We start from the raw sequence: 26,475 nt of genomic DNA, 5'->3' as shown, positions 1-26,475 counted from the left end.
GCGCGGCCTGCAGCAGCGGCGGATGATCGCCAATCCCCGCCAGTCCGCCCGCGCTTGCAATGTAGGATTTCGCATGCTGCCCTCGGCGCCGGCCCGGCTCCGCCGTGGCCGCGCTCTTTGACAGCGTCGATTTCCTACCTGTCCGCGCAAGAATATTTCCAACCCGCGCAACGCGAGAGTCGTTCTACCGCGACTCTTGCGACTCTAGACCCGCGAAATCCTACGCCGACTCGTGCGGCATTTCCTACGCCGGCTATTTGCCCAGCTTGGCCTTGAGCGCCGCCGCCAGCGGGCTGAGCGGCGCCGCGGCCGCGTCGTCCTCGCTGATCACCCCCGCCTCGCGCAGCGCCGCCGCAGCGCCGGGGCTGCGCGGGAAGGGGTCGAGCGCGAGCGCGAGCGTCTCGGCCGCGGCCTCGCCCAGATCGAGCGCGCTGCCGGTGTAGAAGACGGTGTCGAGATCCTCCTCGGCGAGCTCGACTTCGTCGTGGCTCTCGTCCTCGCCCGGCTCGGGCAGGAAGCGGATCGCGAAATCCTCCTCGATCGTCGCGGGCAGCGGATCGCCGGTGACGCCGCAGGATTGGGTGACCGCCGCCGAGAGATGCCCGCGCGCCTGCACGCCGGCGGCGTCGCGGCGCAGCGCGAAGAGCGCCGTCAGCGCGTCGATCGCGACGAGATCGAAGCGGCGGGCCAGCGCCGCGCGCTCCTCGGCGGTCGCCGCGATGTCGATCGCGGTCTCGGCGGCGCCGATCTGGTCGAGCCGGTGCGGGCGGGCGAATTCGGGGCTCATCGCGGCAGCTCCCCGGCGAGGATCGTCGCGGTCGGCATCGCCGCGAGCCGGTCGCGCAGCGCGAGAAGCCCGGCCTCGACATGCGCCAGCGCGGCCTCGGCCGGCGGGGCGCCGCGATAGAGGTTGCGGACCAGCGCCGGGCCAAGGCTGCCTTCGGCAAGGCCGGTGCGATAGGCGCCGAGCCGGCCGCCGACCATGCCCATCATCCGGCCCATATGCTTGCCGACGACGATGTCGCCGATGCCGATCTCGCGCAGCTGGCCGTCCATGTCGTCGATGAAGCATTCGGCGAGCGCCGCGCTCGGCGCGCTCGCCTCGGGCGCGCCCTCGAGCCGCAGCAGCACCAGCGCGAGGATCGCGGCGATCATGTCGAACCGGCCGTCGATCGTGTCGGGAACCTCGCCCTCGGCATACCAATGGGGGGCGCGGCCGAGCGCGATGATCGCCGCATAGAGCTGCGGCGCGGTGCCGCGGTCGGGGGCGCCGAACAGGCGCTTGAGCAGTCCCATCTTGGTCTTCGTCCGTGTGAAAGCGGGGGCGCGACCTTGTTTGGCCGCATTTTGCCGCATATTGAGGCGAATGGCGTGCGATGCAATGCGCGCCCTGCTTGCGTTGGCCTGGAGATTTCGATGCCCTTCCCCGTTCGTCTGGCCGGTTGTGCCGCGCTCCTCGTCGCCTTGGGCAGCACTGCCTGTGCGCCGATGAAGACGCACCAGGGCTATGTGATCGACAAGGAACTGGTCGATTCGGTCCAGCCCGGCGTCGACACGCGCGAATCGGTCCTCCAGACGCTCGGCCGCCCGACGCTGACCAGCCAATTCAACCAGGGCGAATGGTACTACGTCTCCCGCGACAGCCGCAATTTCGGCTATAGCGATCCCAAGGTCCGCGAGCAGACCACGATCCGCGTCCGCTTCGACGCGAGCGGCAACGTCACCGCGGTCGACAAGATGGGCAAGGAAATGATCGCCTCGGTCGATCCCTACGGCAAGAAGACGCCGACGCTCGGCCGCAAGCGCAGCTTCTTCGACGATCTGTTCGGCAATATCGGCACGGTCGGCGCCCCCGGCACCGGCGGCGCGGGCGCGCCCGGCGGTTCGGGTCAGTAACGACCTTTCTGAGAGCTGACGACTGCGTTTTCAGTCGGTTCAGCGGCGTTGCTCCAATTTCTGCCCACGCCGGAAATTGCCGGTCGGGAGAGTTTGGAGGAATCCAGTGAGGAAGATCATCACCGCAGCCCTGCTGGCCGCCGTCGCGATGCCCGCGGTGGCATTGCCGACCGCGGCGAGCGCCCAGTCGAATCGCGAGCTGCGCCGCGACCGTCAGGACATCCGCGAGGAACGCCGCGAGCTGCGCGACGCCCAGCGGCGCGGCGATCGCAGCGATGTCCGCGACGAACGCCGCGATCTGCGCGAGGCGCATCGCGAATATCGCGAGGATCTGCAGGATCGCAATCGCCGCTGGGGCGACAATGACTGGCGCGAATGGCGCGGCCGCAATCGCGGTGTCTATGCCCGCGGCAATTGGCGCGCCCCGTTCGGCTATACCCGCTTCCGCGCCGGCGTGCGGATCGCGCCGAGCTATTGGGGCACGCGCTATGTGATCAGCGATCCGTGGCGCTATCGCCTGCCGCCGGTGGGCCGCTACCAGCGCTGGGTCCGCCACTATGACGACGTGCTGCTGATCGACACGCGCCGCGGCACGGTCGTTCGCGTGATCCCCGGCTTCTACTGGTAAGCACGGCGAATCAGCCGGCTCCGGGGCGTCGCCGGCGCCCCGGGGTTCGGCCGCGCCGATTGCGGCAGCGCGGCCGGTGCCCTGGGGCACGGTCCCGAAAGGGGTAGGACCGCGCGGTTCAACGCGCGCGGAAGCATTTCGCTCCCGTAGCGAACTCGAATCTTCAGCGGACCGTGAAGAGGATCTGGTCGACCACCCGGCCGCTGAGATCGACCAGCCGCAGCCGGTGCTGGCCGCGCTGCGGGAGCAGCAGCGGGCGGGCGTCGGCGCTGCCCAGATCCTGCCGATCGAGCCACAGCCGATGGCCGGTCACTTCGCCGCTCACCGCCACCGCCAGCCGCTGACGATCGATCGGGATGTCCGGATCGAGCGCATAGACGCTGCCCGCCACCGGATTGACGATCCGCGGCCGCCGCGCCGCCGCCGGCGCGCTCGCCACCTCGCCCAGCGCGGTGCCTTTGAGGAAATACTCGCGCCGCGGCTGCTCGATCCCCGCGGCGAAGCGGATCGCGCGCGGCTCGATCCCCGCGGGCGCCGGCGCGGCGCGGCCAGGCGCGCCGGCGTGCAATGCCATCATGACGTCGCGCCACACCGGCGCGGCGCCGCTGGTCCCCGAGACCGCGCGCATCGGATCGCCCTCGAGATTGCCGACCCAGACGCCGACGGTGAAGCGGTCGCTGAACCCGATGCACCAATTGTCGCGCATCGCCTTCGAGGTGCCCGTCTTGGCCGCCGCCCAGAAGGGCAGGCGTAGCGCCGAATCGACGCCGAAGGTGCCGGCGCGGGCATTGGGATCGGCAAGGATGTCGGCGACGATCCACGCCGCCTCGGGCGAGACGACCGCGCGGAGCGGCGCGCGCGGCGCCGTGGCGGTCAGCCGCAGCGGCGACCAGCGGCCGCCGAGCGCGAGGCTGCGATAGGCGGCGACCTGCTCGAGCAAAGTCACTTCGGCCGATCCCAGCGCGAGCGAATAGCCATAATATTGGCCGTCCTCGGTCAGCCCGCGATAGCCGGTGTCCCACAGCCGGTCGCGGAACGCGTCGACTCCGGTGAGCAGCAAGGTGCGCACCGCGGGGACGTTGAGCGAGCCCGCCAGCGCGATCCGCGCCGACACCGGTCCCTTGAATGCCTTGTCGTAATTCTGGGGAACATAGAGCCCCGAGGCGGTGTCGAGCTGGACCGGCGAATCGTCGAGGATCGACGCAGCGGTGAGATAGCCTTTCTCGATTGCCTGCGCGTAGAGGAACGGCTTGAGCGTCGATCCCGCCTGCCGATAGGCGGCGGCGCCGTCGACCGCGGGCGCGGTGCTCTCGCCGCCGATCCCGCCGACATAGGCGCGGACCTCGCCGCTGGCATTGTCGACCACCACCACCGCCCCGTCGCGTGCGCGGGTGCCGCCCAGCCCTTGCAGCTGGCGGCGCAGCGCGGCGATCGCCGCGGCCTGGATGCGTGCGTCGAGCGTGGAGGTGATCCGCGCCCCCGGCTCGGTCAGCAGCCGTGCGGCGAGGTGCGGTGCCAGCCCGGGATCGAGCGCGAGGCTGCGTGCCGGGCCGAGCATCGACGCGGCGGCGGCGGCGAAGCGTCCGCAATCCGCGTCATGGCCGAGCGCGCAGGCGCGGCGCGCGACTTCGGTGGCGCCAGCGCCGGGATTGGGAAGCAACGCCGCGAGCAGCAGCGCGTCGTCGCGGGTCAGCGTCGCCGGCGTTTTGCCGAACAGGCCGAGCGCCGCGGCGCCGATCCCCTCCGCCTCGCCGCGGAAGCCGGCGAGGTTGAGATAGGCTTCGAGAATCTCGTCCTTGCTCCATTCGGCCTCGAGCGCGCGCGCGGCGCGCATCTGGCGCAGCTTGTCCCATGTCCCGCGATGCCCCGGCGCGGCGAGTTCGGGGGCGAGATAGGCGGCGACCTGCATCGACAGGGTCGAGGCGCCGCGCGCGCGCTTGCCTTCGATGCGGGCGCGCAGCGCGCCGGCGAGCGCCCACCAGTCGACGCCGTGATGCGCGCGGAAGCGCCGGTCCTCGGCGGCGACGAGCGTGTCGCGGGTCACCTGCGAGACATCGGCGAGCCGCACCCAGGCGAGGCGGCGGGCCTGATAGTCGATCCGGCTGCTGTCGATCAGCTTGCCGTTGCGGTCGTAGAGCCACGCCTCGGACGGGCGCCAGTCGGCGACCACCTTCGCATAGCCCGGCAGCGGCGGCGGGCGGGTGATCCAGGCGAGCGTGACGAACGTGCCGATGAGCAACGCCGCCACGGTGAGCACGACGCGCATCGGCGTGAACACCCCACGCCAGCCGCGTTCGCGAAAGGCGACGCGCTGGCCGCGCACCCATGCGGCGAGCGCTTCGGGGAAACGGTCGATCCTGCCTGCCAGATCGGCGAGCTTCGCCAACAAGCCCATAAAACTAGCTCCGGGCTCCTGCGAAAGCAGGAGCCCAGGGCGGCACACGACTCGTTTGTAACGCCGGGCTCGTGCTTTCGCAGGAGCACGTCAGGTACTTCGGCGGGCGAAGTGTCACCGCTCCGCCACCGTCATCACGGCATTGGGCAGCTGCGCGCGAATCTCGGGCGAGTACATCGCCTCCACCCGCGTCGCCGGCAGGCTGAACCGCCCGGCAGCGTTCAGGCGCATCACGTACGAGATGGTGAAGCTGCCGCGCGGCACCCAGCCATAATAGGCCCGCCACGATCCCTGGCCGCGCTCGATCCAGTTCGGCGCGACGCCTTCGGCGGTGCCGCCCTCGCTGGCGAGCATCGCCGATTGGCCGCCGAGATTGCCGACCACGGTCGCGCCGGTCGGCACCGGATCGTTGATCACCACCCAGTTGCGCTCGGTCGAGGCATCGACGCTGATCGTCACCTTGATCACGTCGCCGCGCGTGTAGCGCCCGGGCACCAGCCCCTGCACCACGCTGACCTGCCTGGTCATCTTGTACCCGGCCATCAGCGGCTGGGTGAGCGGCACTGCCGCCTTGACTCGGACGAACGCCCACGGACCCGCGCCGCCCGCCTGACGCAGCACCAGCGGCGTGGTCGCCGCCGGCAACGGCAGGCTGAAGCTGCGCTGCGGCTCCATCAGCGGCCAGGGCCGGGTGATCGTCGCGGACCCGAGGCTGGCCGTGGTGATCCCGGCGATCGCTTCGGCCGGATAGGCGGCCATGAACTTGCGCGCCGCGATCGTGCCCCAGGCGTTGCCGGTGGTCGTGTCCCAATGGCCGCGCTGCTGGCGCATCGCCACGCCGACCATCATCTTCGCGGTCTCGTCCTGCCAGCCGGGACGACCGAGCGTGACGAGCACCGCCTTGATCGCGGCCTCGTCGTCCGACGACATCAGCCACCACGGCATGTTGCCCTTGTCGCTCAGGTCGATCCGCGCGCCTTCATAGACGAGTCGCTTGCGCAGCTCCGCCTCGCCCGCGGCACGCAGCTGCGCGCCATTGGCGAGCCCGGGCACCTTGCCCAGCGCGGCGAGATAGTCGGTCAGCGATGCAGTCGGCATCTCTGCCGGGGCGATGCCCAGCTGGCCGAGCATGGTCGCGTTCGCCGCACCCTGTCGTGCCAGCGCCGCGAAGGCGGCGATCCGCTGGAGCCGGACATCGCCATAGTCCTCGCGCCGCAGCCGGCCGTCGAGCACTGCCTTCATCGCATCGATCGCCTTGGCGCGCGGTGCCTCGGGCAGCGGCAGTCCGGCCTCGCCGGTGATCGACAGGATGTACGCGGTCAGCGCCTCCGATCCCGCCCATTCGCCGGGGAAGTAGCGCAGCAGGCCGTCATTGTCCTGATAGGCGGGCAGCTCGCCGGCGATGCCGTTCCACATGCCGGCGTCGCCGAGCGCGATCGCGCGCGAGGTGCGTTGCTCGAGGCAGCCATAGGGATAGGCGGCCATGTAGTCGCGCACCCCCTGGAGCGGCGGCGCGAGCGTGTCGGCGAGCGTCACGTCGACCATGCCGAAGCCGGGCAGCGCCCCTGCCGGCGCGGCGATCGAGAAGCTGGTGCCTTCGCCGACCCGGGCGAGGCTCGCCGCCCAGGTCTCGACCGGCACGGCCGGGATCACGTCCTGCGCCACGGTCACGCGATCGACGGCCTTGCCGTCGGCCGATCGGGCCGAGACCGTCCAGCTGAGCTTGCCGGCCTGGTTCGGCGCGGTGAGGTTCCAGCTCACCGGCGCGGCGCCGCCCGCCGGGATCTCGACGGTCAGCGGCTTGCCGGTGGCAACCGCGGGGTTGAGCGCGACGGTCGCGGTCACCCGCATCGGCTTGTCCGAGCCGTTGCGCAGCGTGAACATCGCCCCGAAGCTGTCACCGGTGCGCACGACCTGCGGCACGCCCGGATAGATGCTCAGATCCTGCTGCGTCCTTACGCTCGCTTCGCCCGTGCCGAAGAGCTGCGCGCCGTTGGTGGCGATCGCGACCAGCTTGAACGACGTCAGCGCGTCCGACAGCGGCACCTGCACCCGGGCATGGCCATTGCCGTCGAGCGGCACCTTGCCCTTCCACAGCAGCACCGGCTGGAAATTCTCGCGGTTGAGCCCCGAGAGATCGCCGCCGCCGCCGCCGCCGGCCTCGACGGCCTTCTTGCCATAGTGTCGCTTGCCGACGACCTGGGTCTGCGCGGTCGAGGTGAGCACCGAGATCGGCCGATCGCCCATCATCGCGGTGAGCACGTCCCAGCTCTCATTGGGGGCCAGCTGGAGCAGCGCCTCGTCGACCGCGGCGAACGCCACGTCCGCCTCGCGCGCCGGCGAGCCATCGGGGTTCTTCACCTGCACGTCGACATTGGCGATGTCGCGCGCCGCGTAGCTGGCCTTCTCGGCCTTCACCGCGACGCCGAGGCGATGGCCTTCCCAGCCGACCTTCACCCTTGCGATGCCCATGCGATAGGCGGGCTTGGCGAGATCGACCGTCGCGGTCGGCTTGCCGCCGTCCTGCGAGAAGGGCAGCCCCCAGTCGCGCGCGAGGTTCGAGCGCCAGTTCGCCCAGCCGGAGACGCGCCCGCGGACGGCCATCACCGAGACATAGACGTCGGGCGCATAGCTCGCCGGCATCGGCACTTCGATCACCGGATCCTTGCCCGAGAGGCCGACGACGAAGCTGGAGAGCACGCCTTCGCGCTCGACGGTCACCAGCGCGGTCGCCTCGCGGAAGGGCATGCGGACCTGGAATTTGGCGGTCTCGCCCGCCTTGTATTCGAGTTGCTCGGGAATGACGTCCATCCGGTCGCCATTGTCGCCGCCGAACCACCAATCGTCGTCGCCGACCAGCCAGGTCGAGCGCGTCGCGCGGGCGACATTGCCGTTGGCGTCCTTGGTGGTCGCGACGGCATAGACCTCGCCCGACACGCCGGGATCGAGCTGGCAGCTCGCCAGCCCCTGCGCATCGGTCGTCGCCGAGCAGGTCGCGCTCAGCTTGGTCGTCTTCATCTGGTTGTCGTACGCGTAGAAGCCGCCGATCAGCCGGCGCCGCGCGGTGAGGATCTCGCGGCTGTAGAGCTCGACCGATATGTCCTGGTTGGCGAGCGGCTTGCCCGAGGTGTCGAGCGCGACGAAGCGCAGGCGCAGATCGTCGTGCTTCATCAGCCAGCCATCGGTCTTGATGCCGAGCTGGACCGCGCTGGTGTAGATCGGAATGCGGCGCGAGGCGGTCAGGATCTCGCCATTGGCGTCCTGATAATCCATCTCGATCTGCATGTTGGTCGATTGATCGAGGCTCTGCGGGACTTCGATCGAGGTGCGCGCGGTGCCGTCGGCGCCGAGCGTGACGGGCAAGGTCTGGGTCGGCGGCAGCGGGGTCGATTGCTCGTCGGTCTCGTCATCGCCGTTGAGCGGCTTCACGCCTTCGGTCAGCGCGCGGCCGCCGAAGCTGTAGCTGTCATAGCCGTCGGGCGCGCTGACGCCCTCGAACCAGCCGACGCGCAGCTCGACCGGCAGATTGCCGGCGCCGCCGCCCGAGAGATAGCCGACGAACAGATCGAGCGGCAGCGTCGACGGGCGCACCGCCGCCTCTTTCGGCCCCGCGATCGAGGCCTTCATCGTCGGCAGCTTGTATTCGTCCACCTTGAACGACTGGCCGGTGTAGAGCGTCTTCTCGTCGCCGTTTTCGGTGCGGACCACCTGGATGTCGTAATCGCCCATCTTGGCGCCCTGCGGCGCGGCCCATTCGGTTTCGCCGATGCCGTTGGCGTCGATGCTCAGCGGCAGATCATATTTGGTGTCCGAGCCGCGATGCGACAGGCGCAGCGTGCCGGTGAACGCCGGCGAGGCGCCGAAGCCGCTCGCGATCGGCTGGCGGACGATGTGCTTCATGTGCACCGTCTCGCCCTGGCGGACGAGCGCGCGGTCGAGCACGGTGTGGAAGATCTGCTCCTGCTTCTGCCAGCCATAGGGCAGGTCGAAATCATAGGGGCGGATGCCCTCGCCCCATTGGGTGAGCGTGAAGCTGAAATCGTCGGCCTTGCGCGCCGAGACCATCAGCGGCGAGGCGTTGCCGTTCTCGCAGCTCGAATAGGTCTCGGGCTCGGGCAGCCCGGCGGGGACGCCGAGCCGGCCCGAGGCATCGGTGGTGCCCTTCGCCAGCAGCTGGCCGGTGCAGCTGTCGGTGATGCGCACCTCGGCGCTGCCGACGCCCTTGCCGCTGTCGAGCGCGGTCACCCAGACCAGCGACTGGTCGCGGCCCCATTTGAAGTGGACGCTCATGTTGGTGACCAGCGCGCCGGTCGCGACATAGCGCGGCGCGTTGCGGCCGAGCAACGCGTTGCCGAGCCGCGGGCTGGCGAGCTCGACGACATAGAATCCGGGCTTGGTCAGCGGGATTCCGACGACTTCGAACTCCTTGCCCTTGCCGGGCAGCGAGACCTGGAACGGCTTGCCGGTGGCGGGGGTGAGCAGCGGCTTGGCGCCGGTCTGGTTGATCCGGATCGTCTCCTCGCCGCGCTGGACCTCGTCGGTCTTGGTCTCGGCGGCGTCGTCGATCGCGCGCAGCCATTTGGCGACCTCGCCGTCGCCGCCCGCGACGCGCAGGCTCTGGCCGCCGACCGCCATCTGCTTGCCGCCGAGCTGCGGCTCGACATTGCGGACGGTGACCGGGAGCACGCCGCCCTCGGCGGCTTCGAGGATGCCGAAATCGGCGGCGAACTTCACCAGCGGCGGCGCCTCGTCGAAGCGGACGTCGAGCGGAAAATGCGCCGCGTTGGAGAGCGGCCGGCCGCTCTCGTCGGCGAGGTTGGCGGGAAGCGTCAGCTTCGCGGTCGTCGAGGCGGGCAGCGGCGCCTTGAACTTGATGTCGGCGATCGTCGCTTTGCGCTTCTCCTCGTCGGAGAAGACCGGCGTCAGCGCCTTGCCGTCGGGCAGGGTGATGCGGATGGCCTCGGCCTGTGCGCGCGGGATCGGGGCCGAGAAGCGCACCCATGCGTCCTGTACCGGGCTGCACCCGGCCTGCGCATTGACCCGCGAGCATTCGAAGCGCGCCGTGAAGGGTTTCCGCACGGTGAAGTCGAAGCGCTGGTCGGTCCCCGCGGCGCGGCCCGAGGTGCTGGCGATATCCTTGCCCCAGACGAGCGCGACGTCGCGGCCCGGCGGCAGCGGTCGGCGGCATTTGAGCGCGACGACGCTGGCGGTGGCCTTTACCCGCTCCGCCTCGTTGGCGGGCAGCGCCTTGGGCAGCCCGGCTTCCTCGAGGAAGCTCTGGACCTGCCAGCGATCGGTGCCGAGCCCGGCGAGCACCTTGCCAGGGACATCGGCGGGCAGCACGTCGACCGGGATCTTCTCGCCGATGCCGTCGACCGCGCAATAGGCATTGGCGGTTACCGACGAAGGGTTGGGCGCGAGATTGGCGGCGACGAGGAAGGTCTGGTCCTCCTCGATCTCGCCGCCATAGCGGCTCGGCAGCACCGCGCGCGCGATCGGGCCGCCGCTGTCGACGGTGAATTTGGTCTGGCCGCTCACGGCATAGCCGGCGAGGCTCTTGAGCTTGTCCTTCAAGGTGAAGGTGCAGGTCACGCCGCCGGGGAGCGGGCTGGCGAACTCGTGGACGAAGGTCTGCTGATCGACCCAGCGCCCTTCGCCGCCAACCGGGCATTCGACCGTGAACGGACCCGCCGCACGCGGATCGCCCAACGGCACCATCGGCTGGTTGAAGCGCGCGGTGAAGCGCTCGATCGCGCCGCCGCCCATGCCGGGCGTGGCCATCTCGACCTGGGGGCTATTGTCGCCCATCGCCAGCGTGGCGCCGAGCGGCGCGGCGATCAGCGCCAGCAATCCGAGCCGGGCAATGAGCTTCATGGCACGTGTTCCCCCCAGTGGCGGCAGCACCCTAGCCGGGGCCGGATGACAGGCCAACGGCGAATTGACTGACTCCGAAACGGAGTCGAATCGGCGGCGCGCGGTGCAAGTCAACTTGATCATTTAATAAACAATGCAGAAGATGACTGCATCCGAATCGGAGATTTCGCGGTGCAGGGACGGCCGTGCTGATCACCGCGATAGACGCGATTGCGCGCGAGGCGACCTTGTTCGCCGCGATCTGGTTTCTCGTCGGCGGAATCGACGATCTTCTGGTCGATCTGATCTACGGCGGCCGCTGGTTCAACCTGCGTTTCCGGCCGCGCGCCTCGCCGGAGCCGGCGCCCGTCGCCGATGGAGACGGCCGGATCGTCATCTTCGTCGCGGCGTGGGACGAAGCCTGCGTGATCGGGCAGATGCTGCGTGCCGCGCTCGCCCGGTTCGAGCACGACGATTATCGCATCTATGTCGGCACCTATCCCAATGACCCGGCGACGATCGCTGCAGTCGCGGCTGTTGCCGGGCAGGATGCCCGCGTCCGGCTGGTGATCGGCGAGGTCCCGGGCCCCACCACCAAGGCGGGATGCCTCAACACGCTGTGGCGGACGCTGGTGCACGACGAGGCGGCGGAAGGCTTCGCCACGCTCGGCATCGCGCTGCACGACGCCGAGGACATCGTCCATCCGCGCGAGCTCGCGGTCTATGCAGCATGGCTTCGGCATTGCGCGACGGTGCAACTACCCGTGCTGCCGCTGCCGCATCCACGATCGCGCTTCGTAGCCGGCCATTATTGCGACGAGTTCGCCGAGCAGCACGCGAAAACACTGGTCGTGCGCCAGGCGCTCGGTGCCGGACTGCCGCTGGCCGGAGTCGGCTGCGCGATCCGGCGCGACGTGCTCGGCGGCATCGCCGACCAGCGCGGCGGCGCGCCCTTCGACGCGACCAGCCTTACCGAGGATTATGAGCTGGGCCTGACGATCAGCGCGATGGGCGGCAAGGTGTGCCTCGCCCGCGTCCCCGAAGCGCCGGGCGGCCCGCCGGTGGCGGTGCGCGCATGGTTCCCCGACAGCTTCGATGCCGCGGTCCGTCAAAAGGCGCGCTGGCTGACCGGCATCGCGCTCGCCGGCTGGGACCGGACCGGGTGGCGCGCGACGCTCAACCCGGGCGATCACTGGATGCGGATGCGCGACCGCCGCGCGACACTGGCGCTGCCGGTGCTCGCGATCGCCTATGCCACGCTGCTCCTCTGGGGCGCATCGGCGCTGCTCCATCTCGTCGCGGATACCCCGGCGGCGGCGCTCGATCCGCGGGTGCAGCTGCTGCTCTGGGCCAATTTCGCGCTGCTCGGCTGGCGGTTGCTGGTGCGTGCGGCGTTCGTCCGGCACGCCTATGGCAATCGCGAGGCCCTGTGGTCGGTGCCGCGGGTGCTGGTCGGGAACGCCGTCGCGCTGTTCGCGGCGCGGCGGGCGATCGGGCTCTATGCGCGGATCCTGCTCGGCGCGGCGCCGCGCTGGGAAAAGACCGCGCATGAATTCCCCGATCTCGCCGGATCCGATCGGTGCGGGCAAGCCGCGCCGTGACCGGGCAGGGGCGGCCGATCCGCTTCCTCGTGCTGGTCGCGCTGGGTTGGATCGGAGTCCGTGTCGCCTTGCTCTGGTCGCAGACCGGCTCGCTCCCCGAGGCGATCGAGGCGCTCGCCCCGCCCGCGCTCGCGGCGAACCGGAGCCCGCCCGCCCAGGTGCCGATCCACGCCGGGCCCGTCCACGCCGTGTCGGCAGTGACGAGGCCCCGGGCGATGCGGTCGATCGATCCGCGCGTTCCTGCGCGCGCTGCGCGTCCGGTATCCGACCCGGAACGTGTCCAGATGGCGCTGCTCGCGCTCGTTCAATATGGCGCGCCCGCGATGTCGGGCAGCGCGGTGTCGCCGCTGCCGATCGCGGCACAACCGGTTCGCATGCCCGATCTGCCTGCGCGCTGGTCGGCGGGCGCCTGGCTGGTCGCACGCGCCGGCACCGGGATCGGCGCCGCGCCAGGTGCGAGCCAGCTCGGCGGGGGGCAGGCGGGGTTTCGTCTCGCCTATGCGCTGGTTCCCGACCGGCGGCTGGCGGCATTCGCGCGGATCGCGACGCCGCTTCGCGGCAAGGGCGCCGAAGCCTCGCTCGGGCTCGACTGGCAGCCGACGCGTGCGCCGGTGCGGCTCGTGGTCGAGCAGCGCTTCGGGCTCGACGGCGCGCCCGGCGGGCCCGGCGTCGGCGTGATCACCGGGTTCGACGGAACGATCGCGCCCGGCTTCGCGCTCGAATCCTATGGTCAGGCGGGCGCGATCCGGCGCCGGCGCACCGAGCCCTATGCCGATGGCGCGGTGCGCGCGACGCGGACGCTGGCCGTGGGCGGCGGCGTTCGGCTCGGGCTGGGCGGCGGGGCATGGGGCGCGGCGCAGCGCGACGCCGCGCGGCTCGACATCGGTCCCTCGGCAACGCTCGCGCTGCCGCTCGGCCGGCAAAAGGTCCGGCTCGCGCTCGACTGGCGACAGCGTGTCGCGGGCGACGCCCGGCCGGGCTCGGGGCTGGCGCTGACCCTGGGGAGCGATTTCTAGCCGCCGGGCTTTTGCAAGGCGGCGCAAACGCGGTATCGCCTGCCCGCAATGGATCTCTACCTCCCCATCGCCAACCTGTCGGTGAACGCGCTGGTGATCGTGGCCCTCGGGCTCGGCGTCGGGCTGCTCTCGGGGATGTTCGGCGTGGGCGGCGGTTTCCTGACCACGCCGCTGCTGATCTTCTACGGCATTCCGCCCACCGTTGCCGCGGCTTCGTCGGCGAGTCAGGTCACCGGCGCCAGCGTCTCGGGGGTGTTCGCGCATTTCCGGCGCGGCGGCGTCGACGTCCATATGGGGCTGGTGCTCGTCGCCGGCGGCGTGATCGGCAGCGTGGTCGGCGCCGGGCTGTTCCGCCTGCTCCAGGCGAGCGGCGTCATCGATACCGTGATCGCGGTGCTCTATGTCGTGATGCTCGGCTCGATCGGCGGACTGATGCTCCACGAATCGGTGACCGCGGTCCGCGTCGGACGCGGCGCGGTTCCGCCCCGTCCGCGCAAGCGCCGGCACCATCCGCTGGTCGCGATGCTGCCGCTGCGCTGGCGCTTCTACCGCTCGGGTCTCTACATCTCGCCGCTCGCCCCGCTGCTGCTCGGCCTCGTCACCGGCATCCTCACCGTGCTGCTCGGCATCGGCGGCGGGTTCATCCTCGTCCCCGCGATGCTCTATCTGCTCGGCATGGGGACGCAGGTCGTCGTCGGCACCTCGCTGTTCCAGATCCTCTTCGTCACCGCGGTGGCGACGATGGTCCATGCCACCACCACCAAGGCGGTGGACATCGTCCTCGCCGCGCTGCTGCTGCTCGGCTCGGTGGCCGGCGCGCAGCTCGGCGCGCGGCTCGCGCAGAAGGCGAAGCCTGAATATCTGCGGCTGGTGCTGGCGGTGATGGTGCTCTGCGTCGCGGCGCGGATGCTGCTCGGGCTGGCGTGGCGCCCCGACGAGATCTTCTCGGTCGAGCTGCTGTGAAGCGCGCCGCGGCCGCCCTGCTGATGCTCTGCGCGCCCTTGCTGATGGGGCAGGCCAAGCCGGTGCTGGTGCCCGACGTCTCGCAGCGCGATATCGAGATCGCCTATTCGTTCACCGGCGCCGAGCTGCTCCTCTTCGGCGCGATCCTCTATCCGCGCGGACGCGCCCCCGATCCCGAGGACGGTCCGGTCGACATCGTCGTGGTGGTCAAAGGCCCGACCCAGGCGATCCTCGTGCGCGAAAAGGCGAAGGTCGCGGGCATCTGGCTCAACGCCGAATCGATGCGCTACCGCTCCGCGCCGAGCTTCTACGCGATCGCCTCGTCGCGGCCGGTGCGCCAGATCGTCGACGAACGCACCCGCGCGATCTTCGAGCTGGGAGTCGACAGCCTCCAGCTCTCGCCCGCCTCGGGCGCGATTCCCGAGGTGCAGCAGCGTTTCGATCGCGGGCTGGTCGACCTGCGCACCCGCAGCGGGCTCTATTACGAAGCGCCGGGCGCGGTGGAGATCACCGGCGGGGTGCTCTATCGCGCGCGGCTCGCCATCCCGGCGCGCGTGCCGGTGGGGCGCTTCACCGCCGAGACCTTCCTGATCCAGAACGGCCGCGTGCTCGCCGCCGCCGTCCGCCCGATCGACATCCGCAAATCGGGCTTCGAGCGCTTCGTCGCGAGCAGCGCACGCGACTATTCGGTCACCTATGGTCTTGTCGCGGTGGCGCTTTCGGTGCTGTTCGGCTGGGGCGCCGGCGCGCTGTGGCGGCGCTTCTAGGCCGGGGTTCGCCGGCAATCCTCAGACAACCCAATATTTACGGTCGGTCCTTATGATGGCCCGGTAACCCCGGGGAGTATCCGATGGAAGGTCAGTTCGGCGCGCGCGCCTACGACAATGCCGCGCCCGCATCGGCAGACGCCGTGTCGCCGCGCGCCCAGGCGCGCCCGATCGGCGCGGTGCTCGAGATCGCCGGCTCGTCGAGCCAGGTGATGTTCGACCCTGCCGAGATCGAATCGCTCGGCGCCAGCAGCGACGTCGCGATCGCCAATGCCGGCCAGGTCGGCAGCCAGGTCAAGATGCGCGTCGGCGGAACGTGGCTGATCGCCAATGTCCGCTCGCTCCGCCTCGACGTGACCGGCGACCGTATCGCCGCGCAGGTCGATTTCCTCGGCGAGGGCGACGAGGAGAAGCTCACCGGCAAGCTCTACAAATTCCGCCGCGGCGTCACCCGCTATCCGACCCCGGGCTGCGCGGTGTTTCCGGTCTCGACTGCCGATCTCAAGCAAATCTACGCCGCCGACGACCGCGCGCATATCGAGATCGGCAATGTCTATCCGACCAAGGACATCCGCGCCGCGCTCTATGTCGACGCGATGCTCGGCAAGCATTTCGCGCTGCTCGGCTCGACCGGCACCGGCAAGTCGACCGCCGCGGCGCTGATCCTCCACCGGATCTGCGAGCTCTCGCCGCAGGGTCATATCGTGATGATCGACCCGCATGGCGAATATGCCAGCGCGTTCAGGACCACCGGCGCGCTCTACGACGTCTCGAACCTGCAGATGCCGTACTGGCTGATGAACTTCGAGGAGCATTGCGAGGTGTTCCTCACCACGGCGGGCTCGGACCGCCAGGTCGATGCCGACATCCTTTCGAAGTGCATCCTGCTCGCCAAGGGCAAGAACCGGCTCGCGCAGGAATTCGGCAAGCTCACCGTCGACGCGCCGATCCCCTATCTGCTCTCGGACCTCACCCAGATCCTGCAGAACGAGATGGGCAAGATGGACAAGGCGACCGACACGGCGCCCTATCTGCGGCTGCGCAGCAAGATCGACGAGATCAAGGGCGACCCGCGTTACGCCTTCATGTTCTCGGGCATGCTCGTCGCCGATTCGATGGCGAACTTTCTCGCGCGCATCTTCCGCCTGCCGGGCGACGGCAAGCCGATCTCGATCATCGACGTGTCGGGCGTGCCCTCGGAAATCACCTCGGTGGTGGTTGCGGTGCTCAGCCGCATGGTGTTCGATTTCGCGATCTGGTCGCGCGGCGAGGCCAAGCGCCCGGTGCTGCTGGTCTGCGAAGAGGCGCACCGCTATGTTCCCAACGAGCGCAACGCCGATGGCTCGTCGGTCGGCCGGATCCTCAGCCGCATCGCCAAGGAAGGCCGTAAATACGGCGTCTCGCTCGGCCTGATCACCCAGCGTCCGTCGGATCTCGCCGAAGGCGTGCTGTCGCAGTGCGGCACGATCCTGTCGATGCGGCTCAACAACGAGCGCGACCAGGCCTTTGTGAAGGCGGCGATGCCCGAAGGCGCGCGCGGCTTCCTCGATTCGATCCCGGCGCTGCGCAATCGCGAGTGCATCGCGGTCGGCGAAGGCGTCGCGACCCCGGTCCGCCTGCTGTTCGACGGGCTCGAGGACGGCAAGCGCCCGGCCTCGGACGATCCGCTCTTCTCCGAGCTGTGGCGCGAGACCGGCGGCGAGGAGCAGATGCTCGAGCGCACGATCAAGCGCTGGCGCTCGCAGGGGAAGTGAGCGCCGACGCCCGGCCCCTGTGGGCGCCGCCGGATCGGGACTTGTCGGTAGCCGATCCGGCTTCGGATCGGGATTTGTTCCGATAGTGCGATCAGGGAGCTCCGCCTAGCTTCTCCCCGGGCCCCGACGCGCGCGTTCCATCGACGGAACCACGGCGCCTCGGCAGTCGACCGGGAGAAGCACCGTGATGCCTTATGCGCCGCCGACTGAGCCGCCCCGCGAAGCGCGTGCGCGCCTGCAGCTGTTCGTCCAACTGGCAGCGATGCTGATGGGGGTGGCGCTGCTGATCGCGTTCTCGCAGCCGGGTACGGCGCAACAGACGCCCGCAGAGCGAATCGAAGCGACGCTCTTCCAGAATGTACGCGTCTTCGACGGGAAGAGCGCGACGCTCTCGGCACCGTCCAACGTGCTGGTTCGCGGAAACCGGATCGAGCGGATTTCGACCAGCCCGATCGCTGCCGATGCTGGCGCGCGGGTGATCGACGGCGGCGGCCGGACCTTGATGCCCGGTCTCATCGACGCGCATTGGCACGCGATGTTCATCCGTCCGACACCGGCGGAGATGTTGTCCAGCCCGCCGGCCCACACCAATTTCCTCGCCGGGGCGGAGGCAACCGACACGCTGATGCGCGGCTTCACCACGGTCCGCGACGTCGGCGGGCCGGTCTTCTCGCTCAAGGAGGCAATCGACCAGGGGCTGGTCGTGGGGCCGCGCATCTACCCGTCGGGCGCGATGATCACGATCACCAGCGGCCACGGCGATTTCCGCGATTTCAACGATCTGCCGCGAAGCCCCGGCAAGCTCACCCGCGGCGAGATCCTCGGGGGCATGGCGATCGCCGATAGCCCGGACGAGGTCCGCATGCGCGTGCGCGAGCAATTGATGCAGGGTGCCTCGCAGATCAAGCTGACCGGCGGCGGCGGCGTTTCCTCGCCGTTCAGCCCGATCGACGCGGTGACCTTCACCGAGCCGGAGATGCGGGCCGCGGTCGAGGCGGCGCACAATTGGGGGACCTATGTCGCCGTCCATGCCTTTACCGACGAGGCCATCCGGATCGCGATCGACGCAGGCGCGACCTGCATCGAGCATGGCTTCCTGATGAGCGACGCCACCGCGAGGCTGATCGCCGACAAGGGCATCTGGCTGAGCCTGCAGCCGCTGCCCGACGCCTTGCGGACCGGCTTCCCGGTCGGCTCGGTTCAGCGCGAGAAGGCCGACGAGGTCTTTCCCGGGATCGGGCGCACCTATGCGCTGGCGAAGAAGTACAAGATCAAGGTCGCCTGGGGGACCGACGTGCTGTTCTCGCGCGCGCTCGCGCAGCAACAGGGCGCCATCCTCGCCTCGCTGACCCAATGGTACACCCCGGCCGAAGCGCTGGTGATGGCGACCTCGACCAACGCCGAATTGCTGGCGATGTCGGGCAAGCGCAATCCTTATCACGGCAAGCTGGGCGTGGTGGAGCCGGGGGCGTTCGCGGATCTCCTGCTGGTCGACGGCAATCCGTTGCAGGACATCAAGCTCATCGCCGATCCGGCGCGGAATTTCCTCGTCATCATGAAGGACGGGAAAATCTACAAGAACACTCTGGCGCGGTGACGCCCGGATAGTCCGGGGAGGGCTGTCGCCTAGTCCTCGTCCTTCTGCGCGCCGCGGCCGACGGGCACGGCGAGCAGCTGGCTCAGCTTCGAGCGGAAGGCGCCGAGATCGTTGCCGGTCAGCTGGCGCATCGAGGTGAACGACACCGAGCGCGGATTGACCGCGACGCCGTTCTTGTAGAGCTCATAGTGGAGGTGCGGGCCGGTCGAAAGGCCGGTATTGCCCACCGCGCCGATCACCTGGCCCTTGCGCACGCTCTGGCCGCCCCGGACGAGGATGCGGCTGAGATGGCCATAGCCGGTGCCGAACGCGCCGCCATGGTTGATCTTGATGAAATTGCCATAGCCCGAGCTGCGCCCGGCGAACTGCACGACACCGTCGGTCGCGGCATAGACCGCGGTCCCGTAGGGCGCGGCGATGTCGACGCCGCGGTGCATGCGGGTATAGCCGAGGATCGGATGGCGGCGCATGCCGAAGGCGGAGGAGAAGCGGCCATTGGTCGGCATCGTCATCATGCCGGTCTTGCTGCCCTTGCCGAGCCCGTCGAACCACTCGATCTTGCCGTCGGATTCCCACGGCATCATCTGGACCTTCTCGTCGCAGCCGCTGACCCCGGCATAGAGGAGATTGCCGAGCTGGACCTCGCCGGTGGCGGCGCGGGCCTGCTTGACGATGATGTCGAACTTGCAGTCCGACCCGAGCCGCGAGACCGAAACGCGCGTCGCGACGGTGCGGATGAAGGATTCGACCGCCTTGGCCGGCGCGCCGGCGGCGCGTGCCGAGCGGTAGAGGCTCGATCCGATCGCGCCCTGGACGCGCAGCGGGGTGTTGTCGATCGCGATCGGGATCTGCTTGAGCGAGAGCGTATTGCCGGTGCGCGCGACTTCGAGCTTGAGATCGAAGCGGGCGCGGAAGGCCATGTTCTGGAGCGGCCGCGGCTGCGCCTTGTCGGTGCGGCGGCCGAGGGTGATGTCGAGCATCGTGCCCGGCTGGATCTGGTCGAACGACACCGCCCTGGTGACCAGCGCGCCGACCTGCTCGGCATCGGTGGCGCCCACGCCCGAGCGGCGCAGCACGCTGAGCAGCGCGTCGCCCGAGGCGAGCTTGGCGTCGAGGCTGATGATCGGGCGCTCGGGGGTGTCGGTCAGCGGCGAGACGAGCCGGGTCGCGGCGACGCGGTAGCCGGTGGTGCCACCCTTGGCGAGCGGCGCGATCGCCTGCGCGCGGGCGGCGTCATATTCGGCGCCGGTCAGCGCCGGAGCAACGGTGCCGTAGATCGGGGTCTCGAAGCCGGGCGCCATCAGGAAGGTCAGCGCGCAAAGCCCGACGCAGGTCGCGACGCCGCGATACCAGGTCAGCGATCCGATGCGGGCGCCGAGATCGGGGGCGAGATCGAGATTGGCGAGGACGCGGCGCTTGAGTTTGGTGCTGAGCGCGGTTCCCGGCACGACCGCGAACGCCGACGCGGCGGATGCACCGCCGCCGAGCTCCAGGCCATGATCGTTACGCAGGAACAAGGCGCGATGCCCCCCGAAGACCTCGTCGTCGAATGTGCCGCCACCCCCGGCGAACACCGGATCACTGTGGAATAGAGCGTTTAAAGTCAAATTAAGCAGCCCGTTTCGTTCCCCTCCCTGCGGCGACCTGTGCCGGCGCCGGGATAAAGGGATGCTCATCTTCGAATGTCCCCATAAATCAACATGGTTAAGGAAGCTTCGCAATCAGGGGGTGTTGCTTAAGGGCTGACTCGGAACGATGTTGGTGAACGACATGAGTCAGTTCGCACGTTCGCCGATCACCGCGGTGCTCGGCCCCACCAATACCGGCAAGACCCATCTCGCGGTCGAGCGGATGTGCGGCCATGCCAGCGGCATGATCGGCTTCCCGCTGCGGCTGCTCGCGCGCGAAGTCTATGACCGCGTGGTCAAGCTGAAGGGGGTGGAATCGGTTGGGCTGATCACCGGCGAGGAGAAGATCCTGCCACCCAAGGCGCGCTGGCTGCTGTGCACCGCCGAGAGCATGCCGATCGATCGCGAGGTGGCGTTCGTCGGGCTCGACGAGGCGCAGCTCGGCGCCGATCCCGAGCGCGGCCATGTCTTCACTGATCGGCTGCTCCGTGCCCGCGGCCGCGAGGAGACGATGATCCTCGGATCGGATTCGCTGAAGCCGATGCTCAAGGCGCTGGTTCCCGATGCCGAGATCATCGGCCGGCCGCGCTTCTCGACGCTGAGCTATGCCGGCGCGAAGAAACTCTCGCGGCTGCCGCGGCGCTCGGCGATCGTCGCCTTCTCGGCCGAGGAAGTCTATGCCGTCGCCGAGGCGCTGCGGCGGCTGCGCGGTGGCGCCGCGGTGGTGATGGGCGCGCTGTCGCCGCGCACCCGCAACGCGCAGGTCGCGATGTTCCAGGCCGGCGAGGTCGACTATCTCGTCGCCACCGACGCGATCGGCATGGGGCTCAACATGGACGTCAACCATGTCGCCTTCGCCAGCCTCGCCAAGTTCGACGGCCGCCGCCAGCGCCGGCTGACCATCGCCGAGATGGCGCAGATCGCCGGCCGCGCCGGGCGCCACCAGAAGGACGGGACGTTCGGCGCGCTGCACGAGGACGGCCCCGACGCATTCACGCCCGAGGAAGTGCTGGCGCTCGAGGCGCACCAGGTGCCGCGGCTCGAGAAGCTCTATTGGCGCGAGGGGGCGCCCGATCTGGCCAGTATCGACGCGCTGATCGCCAGCCTCGAGGCGAAACCGCGCGACGCGGTGCTGCGCGCCGCGCCCGAGGCGACCGACCTCGCGGTGCTCAAGCGGCTCGCCGAGCAGGATTGGGTGCGCGCACGGGTGCGCTCGCCCAACATGGTGGCGCGGCTCTGGGCGGCATGCGGCCTGCCCGATTTCCGCAAGCTCGGTGCCGATCCGCACGCCCGCTTCGTCGGCCGGCTGTTCGGCCATCTCTCCGAAGCGCGAGGCCATGTCCCGCACCAGTGGTTCGCCGACGAGATCGCGCGGCTCGACAATATGGGCGGCGATGTCGAGACGCTGGCGGGGCGGATCGCGGCGGCGCGGAGCTGGGCCTATATCGCACACCGCGCCGATTGGCTCGAGGATCCGATGCACTGGGCCGAGCGGACCCGCGCGATCGAGGAGAAGCTGTCCGACGCGCTCCACGCGAGCCTGACCCAGCGTTTCGTCGACAAGCGCACCACGGTGCTGCTCCGCCAGATCGGCGCCGACGCCTCGAACCTGCCGGTGACGATCGGCCCCGAGGGCGAGGTGAGCGTGGAGGAACACCCGCTCGGCAAGCTCGAGGGCTTTCGTTTCACGGTCCAGCCCGACGCGCGCGCCGCGGACAAGCGGATGCTGCTCGCGGCCGCCGAAAAGCGGCTCGCCGGCGAATATCGCAAGCGCGGCGCCGCGCTGATCGACGCCGCCGACGCGGATCTGACGCAGGTCGGTGCGGTGCTCGTCTGGCAGGGCGTGGCGGTGGCCGAGCTCAGGCAGGGCGCGACGCTGGTGCGGCCGAAGATCGTGCTCGATCGCGCGCTCGAGGTGCTCGACCCGCCGGCGCGGGGCGCGGTGCAGGCGCGGCTGGAACGCTGGTTCGCCGAGCGGGTCGCGCGGGAGCTGCCGGCGTTGGCGAGGCTCGACGCGGCGAGCCGCGATCCGGCGGCGGGCGGAGCGCTGCGCGCACTCGCCAACGCGCTGCTCGACGCCGGCGGGCTGCTGCCGCGCCGCGCCGCCGCGGCATTGACCGAGGGGCTCGACGGCGAGGCGCGCAAGCGGCTGCGGTCGATCGGCATGAGGATCGGAACGCTCGATCTGTTCGCGCCGAACCTGCTCAAGCCGCACGCGGCGCGCTGGCGGCGCGAGCTGATGGGGCTGGCCGAGGCGCCCCCCGAAGGCGCGACGGTGCTGGCGCGCGGCACGCCCGGTGCCGATCTCGCGCATGGCTTCCGGCCGCTCGGGGCGCAGGCGGTGCGCGTCGATCTGGTCGAGCGGATCGCGCGTGCGGCGCACGAAGCGCGGCAGGGGCGCAAGCCCTTCACCCCCGATCCCGCGCTCGCGACCTCGATAGGCCTGACGCCGGAGACATTGGCGCGGCTGATGGCGCAGCTCGGCTTCAAGACCGCCAGGACGCCCGAGGGCGAGGCGCAGCGCTGGATCTGGCAGGGGCTCGTTCCGATTGCGCGGCCGAAGGCGGCGCCCAACGACAATGCCTTTGCCGCGCTGGCGGGATTGCGCGGTGGCTGACGGCGAGAGCATCCGGCTCGACCGCTTTCTGTGGTTCGCGCGACTGGCCAAGACGCGCAGCGCCGCGCAGGCGATCGCCGAAAAGGGCACGCTGCGGCTCGACGGACGGCGGATCGAGCGTTCGGCGGTGCCGGTGCGCGTCGGCGCGATCATCGTCTTCCCGCTCTACGGCAAGGTTCTCGCGCTTCGCGTCGAGGCGTTGCCGAGGCGGCGCGGGCCTCCCGCCGAGGCGGCGCAGCTTTACACCCGGCTGGAAACTCAGTCCCCCAGAAACGTTGACGCCACAGAATCCGGGGCATAGCAGGGACGCCAGCCAAGACTTTTGCCGCTCAGGGGAGCCGACCTGCCATGACCTATGTCGTCACCGACGCCTGCATCCGGTGCAAGTACATGGACTGCGTCGAGGTGTGTCCGGTCGACTGCTTCTACGAGGGCGAGAACATGCTCGTCATCAATCCCAATGAATGCATCGACTGCGGCGTCTGCGAGCCCGAATGCCCCGCCGAGGCGATCCTGCCCGACACCGAGAGCGGCCTCGAGAAGTGGCTCGAGCTCAACCGCACCTATTCGGAGGAATGGCCCAACATCACCCAGAAGGGCGACGTGCCGGCGGACGCCGACGCGCTCAAGGGCGAGGACGGCAAGTTCGAGAAGTATTTCTCGGCGAACCCGGGCACGGGCAGCTGATCCCGCGCGCCACCGCGCGCGTCCCGACCCGACACGGAAAATCTTCGCCGCAGTGCACATAAATGCACCGCGGGGATGACGTGCGGCTGGTAATTTTATTGCAACCGTGTTAAATAGCCCGCGACGGGGGCGATGAATCGCCCTTCCGCCCGGAGAAGCATACGTTGTTGTCCCGAACCGCCTGCCGGGCGCCGCGCGCGCCAGGGCCGACGCCGCAATCGTTCGGGACCGGTTATTCACGGAAAGGTCTCTAGCACATGGCTGCCAAGGCGCTGTCCTTCGATGTCGGCGATTATGTCGTTTACCCCAAGCACGGTGTCGGCCGTGTTATCGAGCTGCAGAAACAGGAAATTGCGGGGATGCAGCTCGAACTCTACGTGCTGCGTTTCGAAAAAGAGAAAATGACGCTGCGCGTGCCCACCAACAAGGCCGAGAGCGTCGGCATGCGCAAGCTCTCGAGCGACAAGACGCTCAAGGAAGCGCTCGAGACGCTCAAGGGCAAGCCCAAGGTCAAGCGCACCATGTGGTCGCGCCGCGCGCAGGAATATGAAGCGAAGATCAATTCGGGCGACCTCGTGTCGATCGCCGAAGTGGTCCGCGATCTGTTCCGCGCGGACGACCAGCCCGAGCAGAGCTATTCGGAGCGTCAGATCTTCGAAGCGGCCGCCAGCCGCCTCGCCCGCGAGCTCGCGGCGATGGAAGAAGTCGACGAGCCGACCGCGCTCGAGAAGATCCTCGAGATCCTGCGCAAGGCCGCGGCGATCTGGAACAAGGACAAGGTCCCGGCCTGACGCACGCGCAGATCGGCTGACTTTCGCGAAGGGGCGGACCGGCAACGGCCGCCCCTTTTCCTTGCAGGACTTCTGGTGTATTGCATGCACAACACACGAGTTTGGGAGAAGGGAATGCGTATGTTGCTGATCCTCGCGTTGCTGCCGCTGGCCGCATGCCAGTCGAACTGGGAGAAAGAGGGCCAGGGCCAGGGTCAAGGCCAGGCGGCGCAGGCCAGCGGTGCGGGCGGGACGCGCAGCTTCGCGGCGACCGGCTTCACCGGCGTCGAGCTTCGCGGCCCCGACGATGTCGAGGTGAAGACCGGCGCCAACTTCGCGGTGACCGCCGAGGGCGATCCCAAGGTGCTCGATCAGCTCGACATCCGCGTCGTCGACGGTTCGCTGCGCGTCGGGCGCAAGGAATCGAAGGACCGCTGGTTCAACAGCGACCATGGCGCGCGCATCCATGTCGTGATGCCCAAGCTCACCGCCGCGGCGGTCTCCGGCTCGGGCGACATGGGCGTCGAGCGTGGCGAGGGCGATTTCACGGGCGTGATCACGGGCTCGGGCAACCTCAACATCGCCGATCTGCGCGCCAACGCCGCCGATCTCTCGATCGCCGGCTCGGGCGACCTCAACGTCGCCGGCACCACCACCAAGCTCTCGGCCTCGATCGCCGGTTCGGGTGACATCGAGGCGGCGCGGCTGACCGCGGCAAATGCCGAGGTCTCGATCGCCGGTTCGGGCAATGTCCGCGGCACGGTGAAGGGGCCGGCGTCGGTCTCGATCGTCGGATCGGGCGATGCCGAGCTCGGCGGTGGCGCCAAATGCACGGTGAGCGCGGTCGGCTCGGGCGAGGCGCGCTGCATCTAGGGCTTGTCTGAAGCGGCGCGGGGGCGGACAATCGCGCGATGCGATCGCTGCTCCTCGCTCCGCTTCTCCTGCTCAACGCCGCGGCGCCCGTCGAAGAGCGCAGCTTCATGGTCTCGAGCTTTGATCGGATCCGCGTCGACGGCCCCTTCGAGCTCGAGGTGGTCGCCGGGCCGCCGCGCGCGGTGGCGAGCGGTGCCCGGGTGGCGCTCGATCAGGTCACGGTACGGACCAATGGCGACACGCTGGTGGTGAGCGCCGGACCGCTCGCCTGGCGCAATCCCGCCGGACAGGCCTCGATGCCGCGATTGCGCGTATCGGTGCCGTCGCTTCGCGCGGTGACTCTCAACGGCGGCGCCCGGGTGACGGTGGCGGAGATGCGCGGCGGCCGCGTCGAGCTGGTGCTCAGTGGTGCCGGCGTGCTCGACGTGCGGGCGGTGCGCGCCGATGATCTGCTCGTCAACCTGACCGGAACCGGCGCGATCACGCTCGCGGGCAGCGCGGCGCGAACGCGGATGCGCACTTATGGCACCGGATCGATCGATGCGGGGGCGCTGACCGCCGGCGACGCGGATGTCACCTCCGACGGCAGCGGCAATATCGGCGTCAACGTGCGCTACACCGCGCGGGCATCGGCGCTGGGCAGCGGCGCGATCAGCATCACCGGCAAGCCCGAATGTATCTTGCGCGGGCCAGGCCCGATGACCTGCACGGGAACGATCCGCCGTTAGGATTCAGGCGGCGAGCGGGAAGCGCAGCAGCCGGTCCTCGAGCGCGACGAGCGCGTGCGCGCCGCGGCCGACCGCGCGGACGATCTCGGGATGGTGCGCGTCGAGCCCGCCGGTGAGCGAGCCGAAAGCGGGCAGGATCAGCTTGCGCGCAGTGGCGACGAAGCAGCGGCGCGACACCTGGCGTCCGCGCATGTTGATCCGGAGCTTGGGGTGGAAATGTCCCGAGAGCTCGGCGCGCGGATCGCCGGGCTCGGCCTCGTGGCGCAGCACCAGCCCGTCGACTTCGGCTTCCTCGACGATCGTGCCGCCGCAATGATCGACCAGCAGCGCATCGTGATTGCCGGTGATCCAGCGCCAGTCGAGCCGCCCGGTCAGCGCGGTCAGCAACGCGCGCGCGTCGGCGGGCAGCCGCTCGCAGCCCGCCGAATCGTGGAAGCTGTCGCCGAGGCACCATAGCTCGCGCGCGCCGGTGCGATCGGCCAGCGCCGCGATCGCCGTGAGCGTGGCCAGCGAATCATAGGGCGGCAGCATCTGGCCATTGCTCGCGAACCAGCTGCCCTTTTCGAAGTGCAGATCGGCGACGAGCAGCGCCGACCGGGCGGGCCAGTAGAGCGCGCCCTCGGCGAGTGCCTGGAACTCGTGACCGCCGAACGAAAGGGGAACCATGCCCCGCCTATCCGGCCGACGCACGGGTGCTGTCAA

Annotated in this window: 20 protein-coding genes; 14 read left to right on the top strand and 6 right to left on the bottom strand. The window is 69.6% G+C overall.

Annotation, left to right across the window (positions count from 1 at the left end):
- Nucleotides 1-253 precede the first annotated feature (253 nt).
- Together E5A74_RS12770 and E5A74_RS12765 are read right to left on the bottom strand one after the other, a co-directional pair.
- The gene (locus tag E5A74_RS12770; RefSeq protein ID WP_135985510.1) at nucleotides 254-787 is read right to left on the bottom strand and encodes a YceD family protein; all 534 of its coding nucleotides are present in this window, start codon (nucleotides 785-787) and stop codon (nucleotides 254-256) included.
- Entirely contained in the window at nucleotides 784-1,296 is a 513-nt protein-coding gene (locus E5A74_RS12765) for a ubiquinol-cytochrome C chaperone family protein (protein ID WP_135985508.1), read from the bottom strand. Before E5A74_RS12765 ends, E5A74_RS12770 begins: the two co-directional genes overlap by 4 nt.
- Before the next feature lie 120 nt (nucleotides 1,297-1,416).
- Here E5A74_RS12765 and E5A74_RS12760 point away from each other — a divergent pair, with 120 nt between their 5' ends.
- Nucleotides 1,417-1,896, top strand: coding sequence for an outer membrane protein assembly factor BamE (locus E5A74_RS12760; RefSeq protein WP_135985506.1), 480 nt, complete (start codon nucleotides 1,417-1,419; stop codon nucleotides 1,894-1,896).
- Between the two features lie 106 nt (nucleotides 1,897-2,002).
- On the top strand, nucleotides 2,003-2,524 hold the full coding sequence (locus tag E5A74_RS12755; protein ID WP_135985504.1) for an RcnB family protein: 522 nt from the start codon (nucleotides 2,003-2,005) through the stop codon (nucleotides 2,522-2,524).
- A 163-nt stretch (nucleotides 2,525-2,687) separates the two neighbouring features.
- On the opposite strand, the gene pbpC is transcribed toward E5A74_RS12755, so the two are convergent.
- Nucleotides 2,688-4,790: a penicillin-binding protein 1C gene (gene pbpC, locus E5A74_RS12750; protein WP_135985880.1), complete on the bottom strand. Its 2,103-nt coding sequence runs from the start codon at nucleotides 4,788-4,790 to the stop codon at nucleotides 2,688-2,690.
- A 243-nt stretch (nucleotides 4,791-5,033) separates the two neighbouring features.
- Nucleotides 5,034-10,793 carry an alpha-2-macroglobulin family protein gene (locus E5A74_RS12745; RefSeq protein ID WP_206365854.1) on the bottom strand — a complete coding sequence of 1,920 codons (5,760 nt, stop codon included), beginning with the start codon at nucleotides 10,791-10,793 and terminating at the stop codon, nucleotides 5,034-5,036.
- A 185-nt stretch (nucleotides 10,794-10,978) separates the two neighbouring features.
- On the opposite strand from E5A74_RS12745, the gene E5A74_RS12740 reads away from it, so the two are divergent.
- From E5A74_RS12740 to E5A74_RS12715, 6 genes are all read left to right on the top strand, one after another.
- On the top strand, nucleotides 10,979-12,373 hold the full coding sequence (locus E5A74_RS12740) for a glycosyl transferase family protein (RefSeq protein ID WP_135985502.1): 1,395 nt from the start codon (nucleotides 10,979-10,981) through the stop codon (nucleotides 12,371-12,373).
- Nucleotides 12,352-13,389 carry a hypothetical protein gene (locus E5A74_RS21255; protein ID WP_240699795.1) on the top strand — a complete coding sequence of 346 codons (1,038 nt, stop codon included), beginning with the start codon at nucleotides 12,352-12,354 and terminating at the stop codon, nucleotides 13,387-13,389. The genes E5A74_RS12740 and E5A74_RS21255 overlap by 22 nt, the downstream gene beginning before the upstream one ends.
- 48 nt (nucleotides 13,390-13,437) lie before the next feature.
- Nucleotides 13,438-14,352 (top strand): sulfite exporter TauE/SafE family protein, encoded by a 915-nt coding sequence (locus E5A74_RS12730; RefSeq protein ID WP_135985500.1) that lies wholly within the window; start codon nucleotides 13,438-13,440, stop codon nucleotides 14,350-14,352.
- On the top strand, nucleotides 14,349-15,119 hold the full coding sequence (locus E5A74_RS12725; RefSeq protein WP_135985498.1) for a TIGR02186 family protein: 771 nt from the start codon (nucleotides 14,349-14,351) through the stop codon (nucleotides 15,117-15,119). Before E5A74_RS12730 ends, E5A74_RS12725 begins: the two co-directional genes overlap by 4 nt.
- An 83-nt stretch (nucleotides 15,120-15,202) precedes the next feature.
- Nucleotides 15,203-16,873 carry an ATP-binding protein gene (locus tag E5A74_RS12720; RefSeq protein WP_135985496.1) on the top strand — a complete coding sequence of 557 codons (1,671 nt, stop codon included), beginning with the start codon at nucleotides 15,203-15,205 and terminating at the stop codon, nucleotides 16,871-16,873.
- A 187-nt stretch (nucleotides 16,874-17,060) separates the two neighbouring features.
- Complete coding sequence (locus E5A74_RS12715; protein ID WP_166745756.1) at nucleotides 17,061-18,470, top strand: metal-dependent hydrolase family protein; 1,410 nt, start codon at nucleotides 17,061-17,063, stop codon at nucleotides 18,468-18,470.
- A 29-nt stretch (nucleotides 18,471-18,499) separates the two neighbouring features.
- Here the strand turns inward: E5A74_RS12715 and E5A74_RS12710 are convergent, their stop codons facing one another.
- Entirely contained in the window at nucleotides 18,500-19,987 is a 1,488-nt protein-coding gene (locus E5A74_RS12710; RefSeq protein WP_135985872.1) for a M23 family metallopeptidase, read from the bottom strand.
- A 253-nt stretch (nucleotides 19,988-20,240) separates the two neighbouring features.
- Here E5A74_RS12710 and E5A74_RS12705 point away from each other — a divergent pair, with 253 nt between their 5' ends.
- From E5A74_RS12705 to E5A74_RS12680, 6 genes are all read left to right on the top strand, one after another.
- Entirely contained in the window at nucleotides 20,241-22,715 is a 2,475-nt protein-coding gene (locus E5A74_RS12705; RefSeq protein ID WP_135985494.1) for a helicase-related protein, read from the top strand.
- Nucleotides 22,708-23,016, top strand: coding sequence for a S4 domain-containing protein (locus E5A74_RS12700; RefSeq protein WP_135985492.1), 309 nt, complete (start codon nucleotides 22,708-22,710; stop codon nucleotides 23,014-23,016). Before E5A74_RS12705 ends, E5A74_RS12700 begins: the two co-directional genes overlap by 8 nt.
- Before the next feature lie 47 nt (nucleotides 23,017-23,063).
- Nucleotides 23,064-23,402 carry a ferredoxin FdxA gene (gene fdxA, locus E5A74_RS12695; protein WP_135985490.1) on the top strand — a complete coding sequence of 113 codons (339 nt, stop codon included), beginning with the start codon at nucleotides 23,064-23,066 and terminating at the stop codon, nucleotides 23,400-23,402.
- A gap of 257 nt (nucleotides 23,403-23,659) precedes the next feature.
- Nucleotides 23,660-24,193 carry a CarD family transcriptional regulator gene (locus E5A74_RS12690; RefSeq protein WP_135985488.1) on the top strand — a complete coding sequence of 178 codons (534 nt, stop codon included), beginning with the start codon at nucleotides 23,660-23,662 and terminating at the stop codon, nucleotides 24,191-24,193.
- A gap of 114 nt (nucleotides 24,194-24,307) precedes the next feature.
- Nucleotides 24,308-25,045: a head GIN domain-containing protein gene (locus tag E5A74_RS12685; RefSeq protein WP_135985486.1), complete on the top strand. Its 738-nt coding sequence runs from the start codon at nucleotides 24,308-24,310 to the stop codon at nucleotides 25,043-25,045.
- Between the two features lie 38 nt (nucleotides 25,046-25,083).
- Complete coding sequence (locus tag E5A74_RS12680; RefSeq protein ID WP_135985484.1) at nucleotides 25,084-25,773, top strand: head GIN domain-containing protein; 690 nt, start codon at nucleotides 25,084-25,086, stop codon at nucleotides 25,771-25,773.
- A 3-nt stretch (nucleotides 25,774-25,776) separates the two neighbouring features.
- On the opposite strand, the gene pdeM is transcribed toward E5A74_RS12680, so the two are convergent.
- Nucleotides 25,777-26,439: a ligase-associated DNA damage response endonuclease PdeM gene (gene pdeM, locus E5A74_RS12675; protein ID WP_135985482.1), complete on the bottom strand. Its 663-nt coding sequence runs from the start codon at nucleotides 26,437-26,439 to the stop codon at nucleotides 25,777-25,779.
- Between the last annotated feature and the right edge of the window lie 36 nt (nucleotides 26,440-26,475).

This window comes from Sphingomonas naasensis, assembly GCF_004792695.1.
In the GTDB taxonomy this organism is placed as follows: domain Bacteria; phylum Pseudomonadota; class Alphaproteobacteria; order Sphingomonadales; family Sphingomonadaceae; genus Sphingomonas; species Sphingomonas naasensis.
Note: the sequence above shows the minus strand (reverse complement) of the source record. Positions and strands in the feature narration are given on the sequence as shown.

Bases quoted from the DNA above. Each gene is read 5' to 3' on its own strand.
- E5A74_RS12715 (WP_166745756.1), top strand. From the start codon at position 17,061: ATGCCTTATGCGCCGCCGACTGAGCCGCCCCGCGAAGCGCGTGCGCGC.
- pdeM (WP_135985482.1), bottom strand. From the start codon at position 26,439: ATGGTTCCCCTTTCGTTCGGCGGTCACGAGTTCCAGGCACTCGCCGAG.
- E5A74_RS12760 (WP_135985506.1), top strand. From the start codon at position 1,417: ATGCCCTTCCCCGTTCGTCTGGCCGGTTGTGCCGCGCTCCTCGTCGCC.
- E5A74_RS12690 (WP_135985488.1), top strand. From the start codon at position 23,660: ATGGCTGCCAAGGCGCTGTCCTTCGATGTCGGCGATTATGTCGTTTAC.
- E5A74_RS12680 (WP_135985484.1), top strand. From the start codon at position 25,084: ATGCGATCGCTGCTCCTCGCTCCGCTTCTCCTGCTCAACGCCGCGGCG.
- E5A74_RS12730 (WP_135985500.1), top strand. From the start codon at position 13,438: ATGGATCTCTACCTCCCCATCGCCAACCTGTCGGTGAACGCGCTGGTG.
- E5A74_RS12745 (WP_206365854.1), bottom strand. From the start codon at position 10,793: ATGAAGCTCATTGCCCGGCTCGGATTGCTGGCGCTGATCGCCGCGCCG.
- E5A74_RS12705 (WP_135985494.1), top strand. From the start codon at position 20,241: ATGAGTCAGTTCGCACGTTCGCCGATCACCGCGGTGCTCGGCCCCACC.
- E5A74_RS12720 (WP_135985496.1), top strand. From the start codon at position 15,203: ATGGAAGGTCAGTTCGGCGCGCGCGCCTACGACAATGCCGCGCCCGCA.
- E5A74_RS12685 (WP_135985486.1), top strand. From the start codon at position 24,308: ATGCGTATGTTGCTGATCCTCGCGTTGCTGCCGCTGGCCGCATGCCAG.
- pbpC (WP_135985880.1), bottom strand. From the start codon at position 4,790: ATGCGCGTCGTGCTCACCGTGGCGGCGTTGCTCATCGGCACGTTCGTC.
- E5A74_RS12770 (WP_135985510.1), bottom strand. From the start codon at position 787: ATGAGCCCCGAATTCGCCCGCCCGCACCGGCTCGACCAGATCGGCGCC.
- fdxA (WP_135985490.1), top strand. From the start codon at position 23,064: ATGACCTATGTCGTCACCGACGCCTGCATCCGGTGCAAGTACATGGAC.
- E5A74_RS12765 (WP_135985508.1), bottom strand. From the start codon at position 1,296: ATGGGACTGCTCAAGCGCCTGTTCGGCGCCCCCGACCGCGGCACCGCG.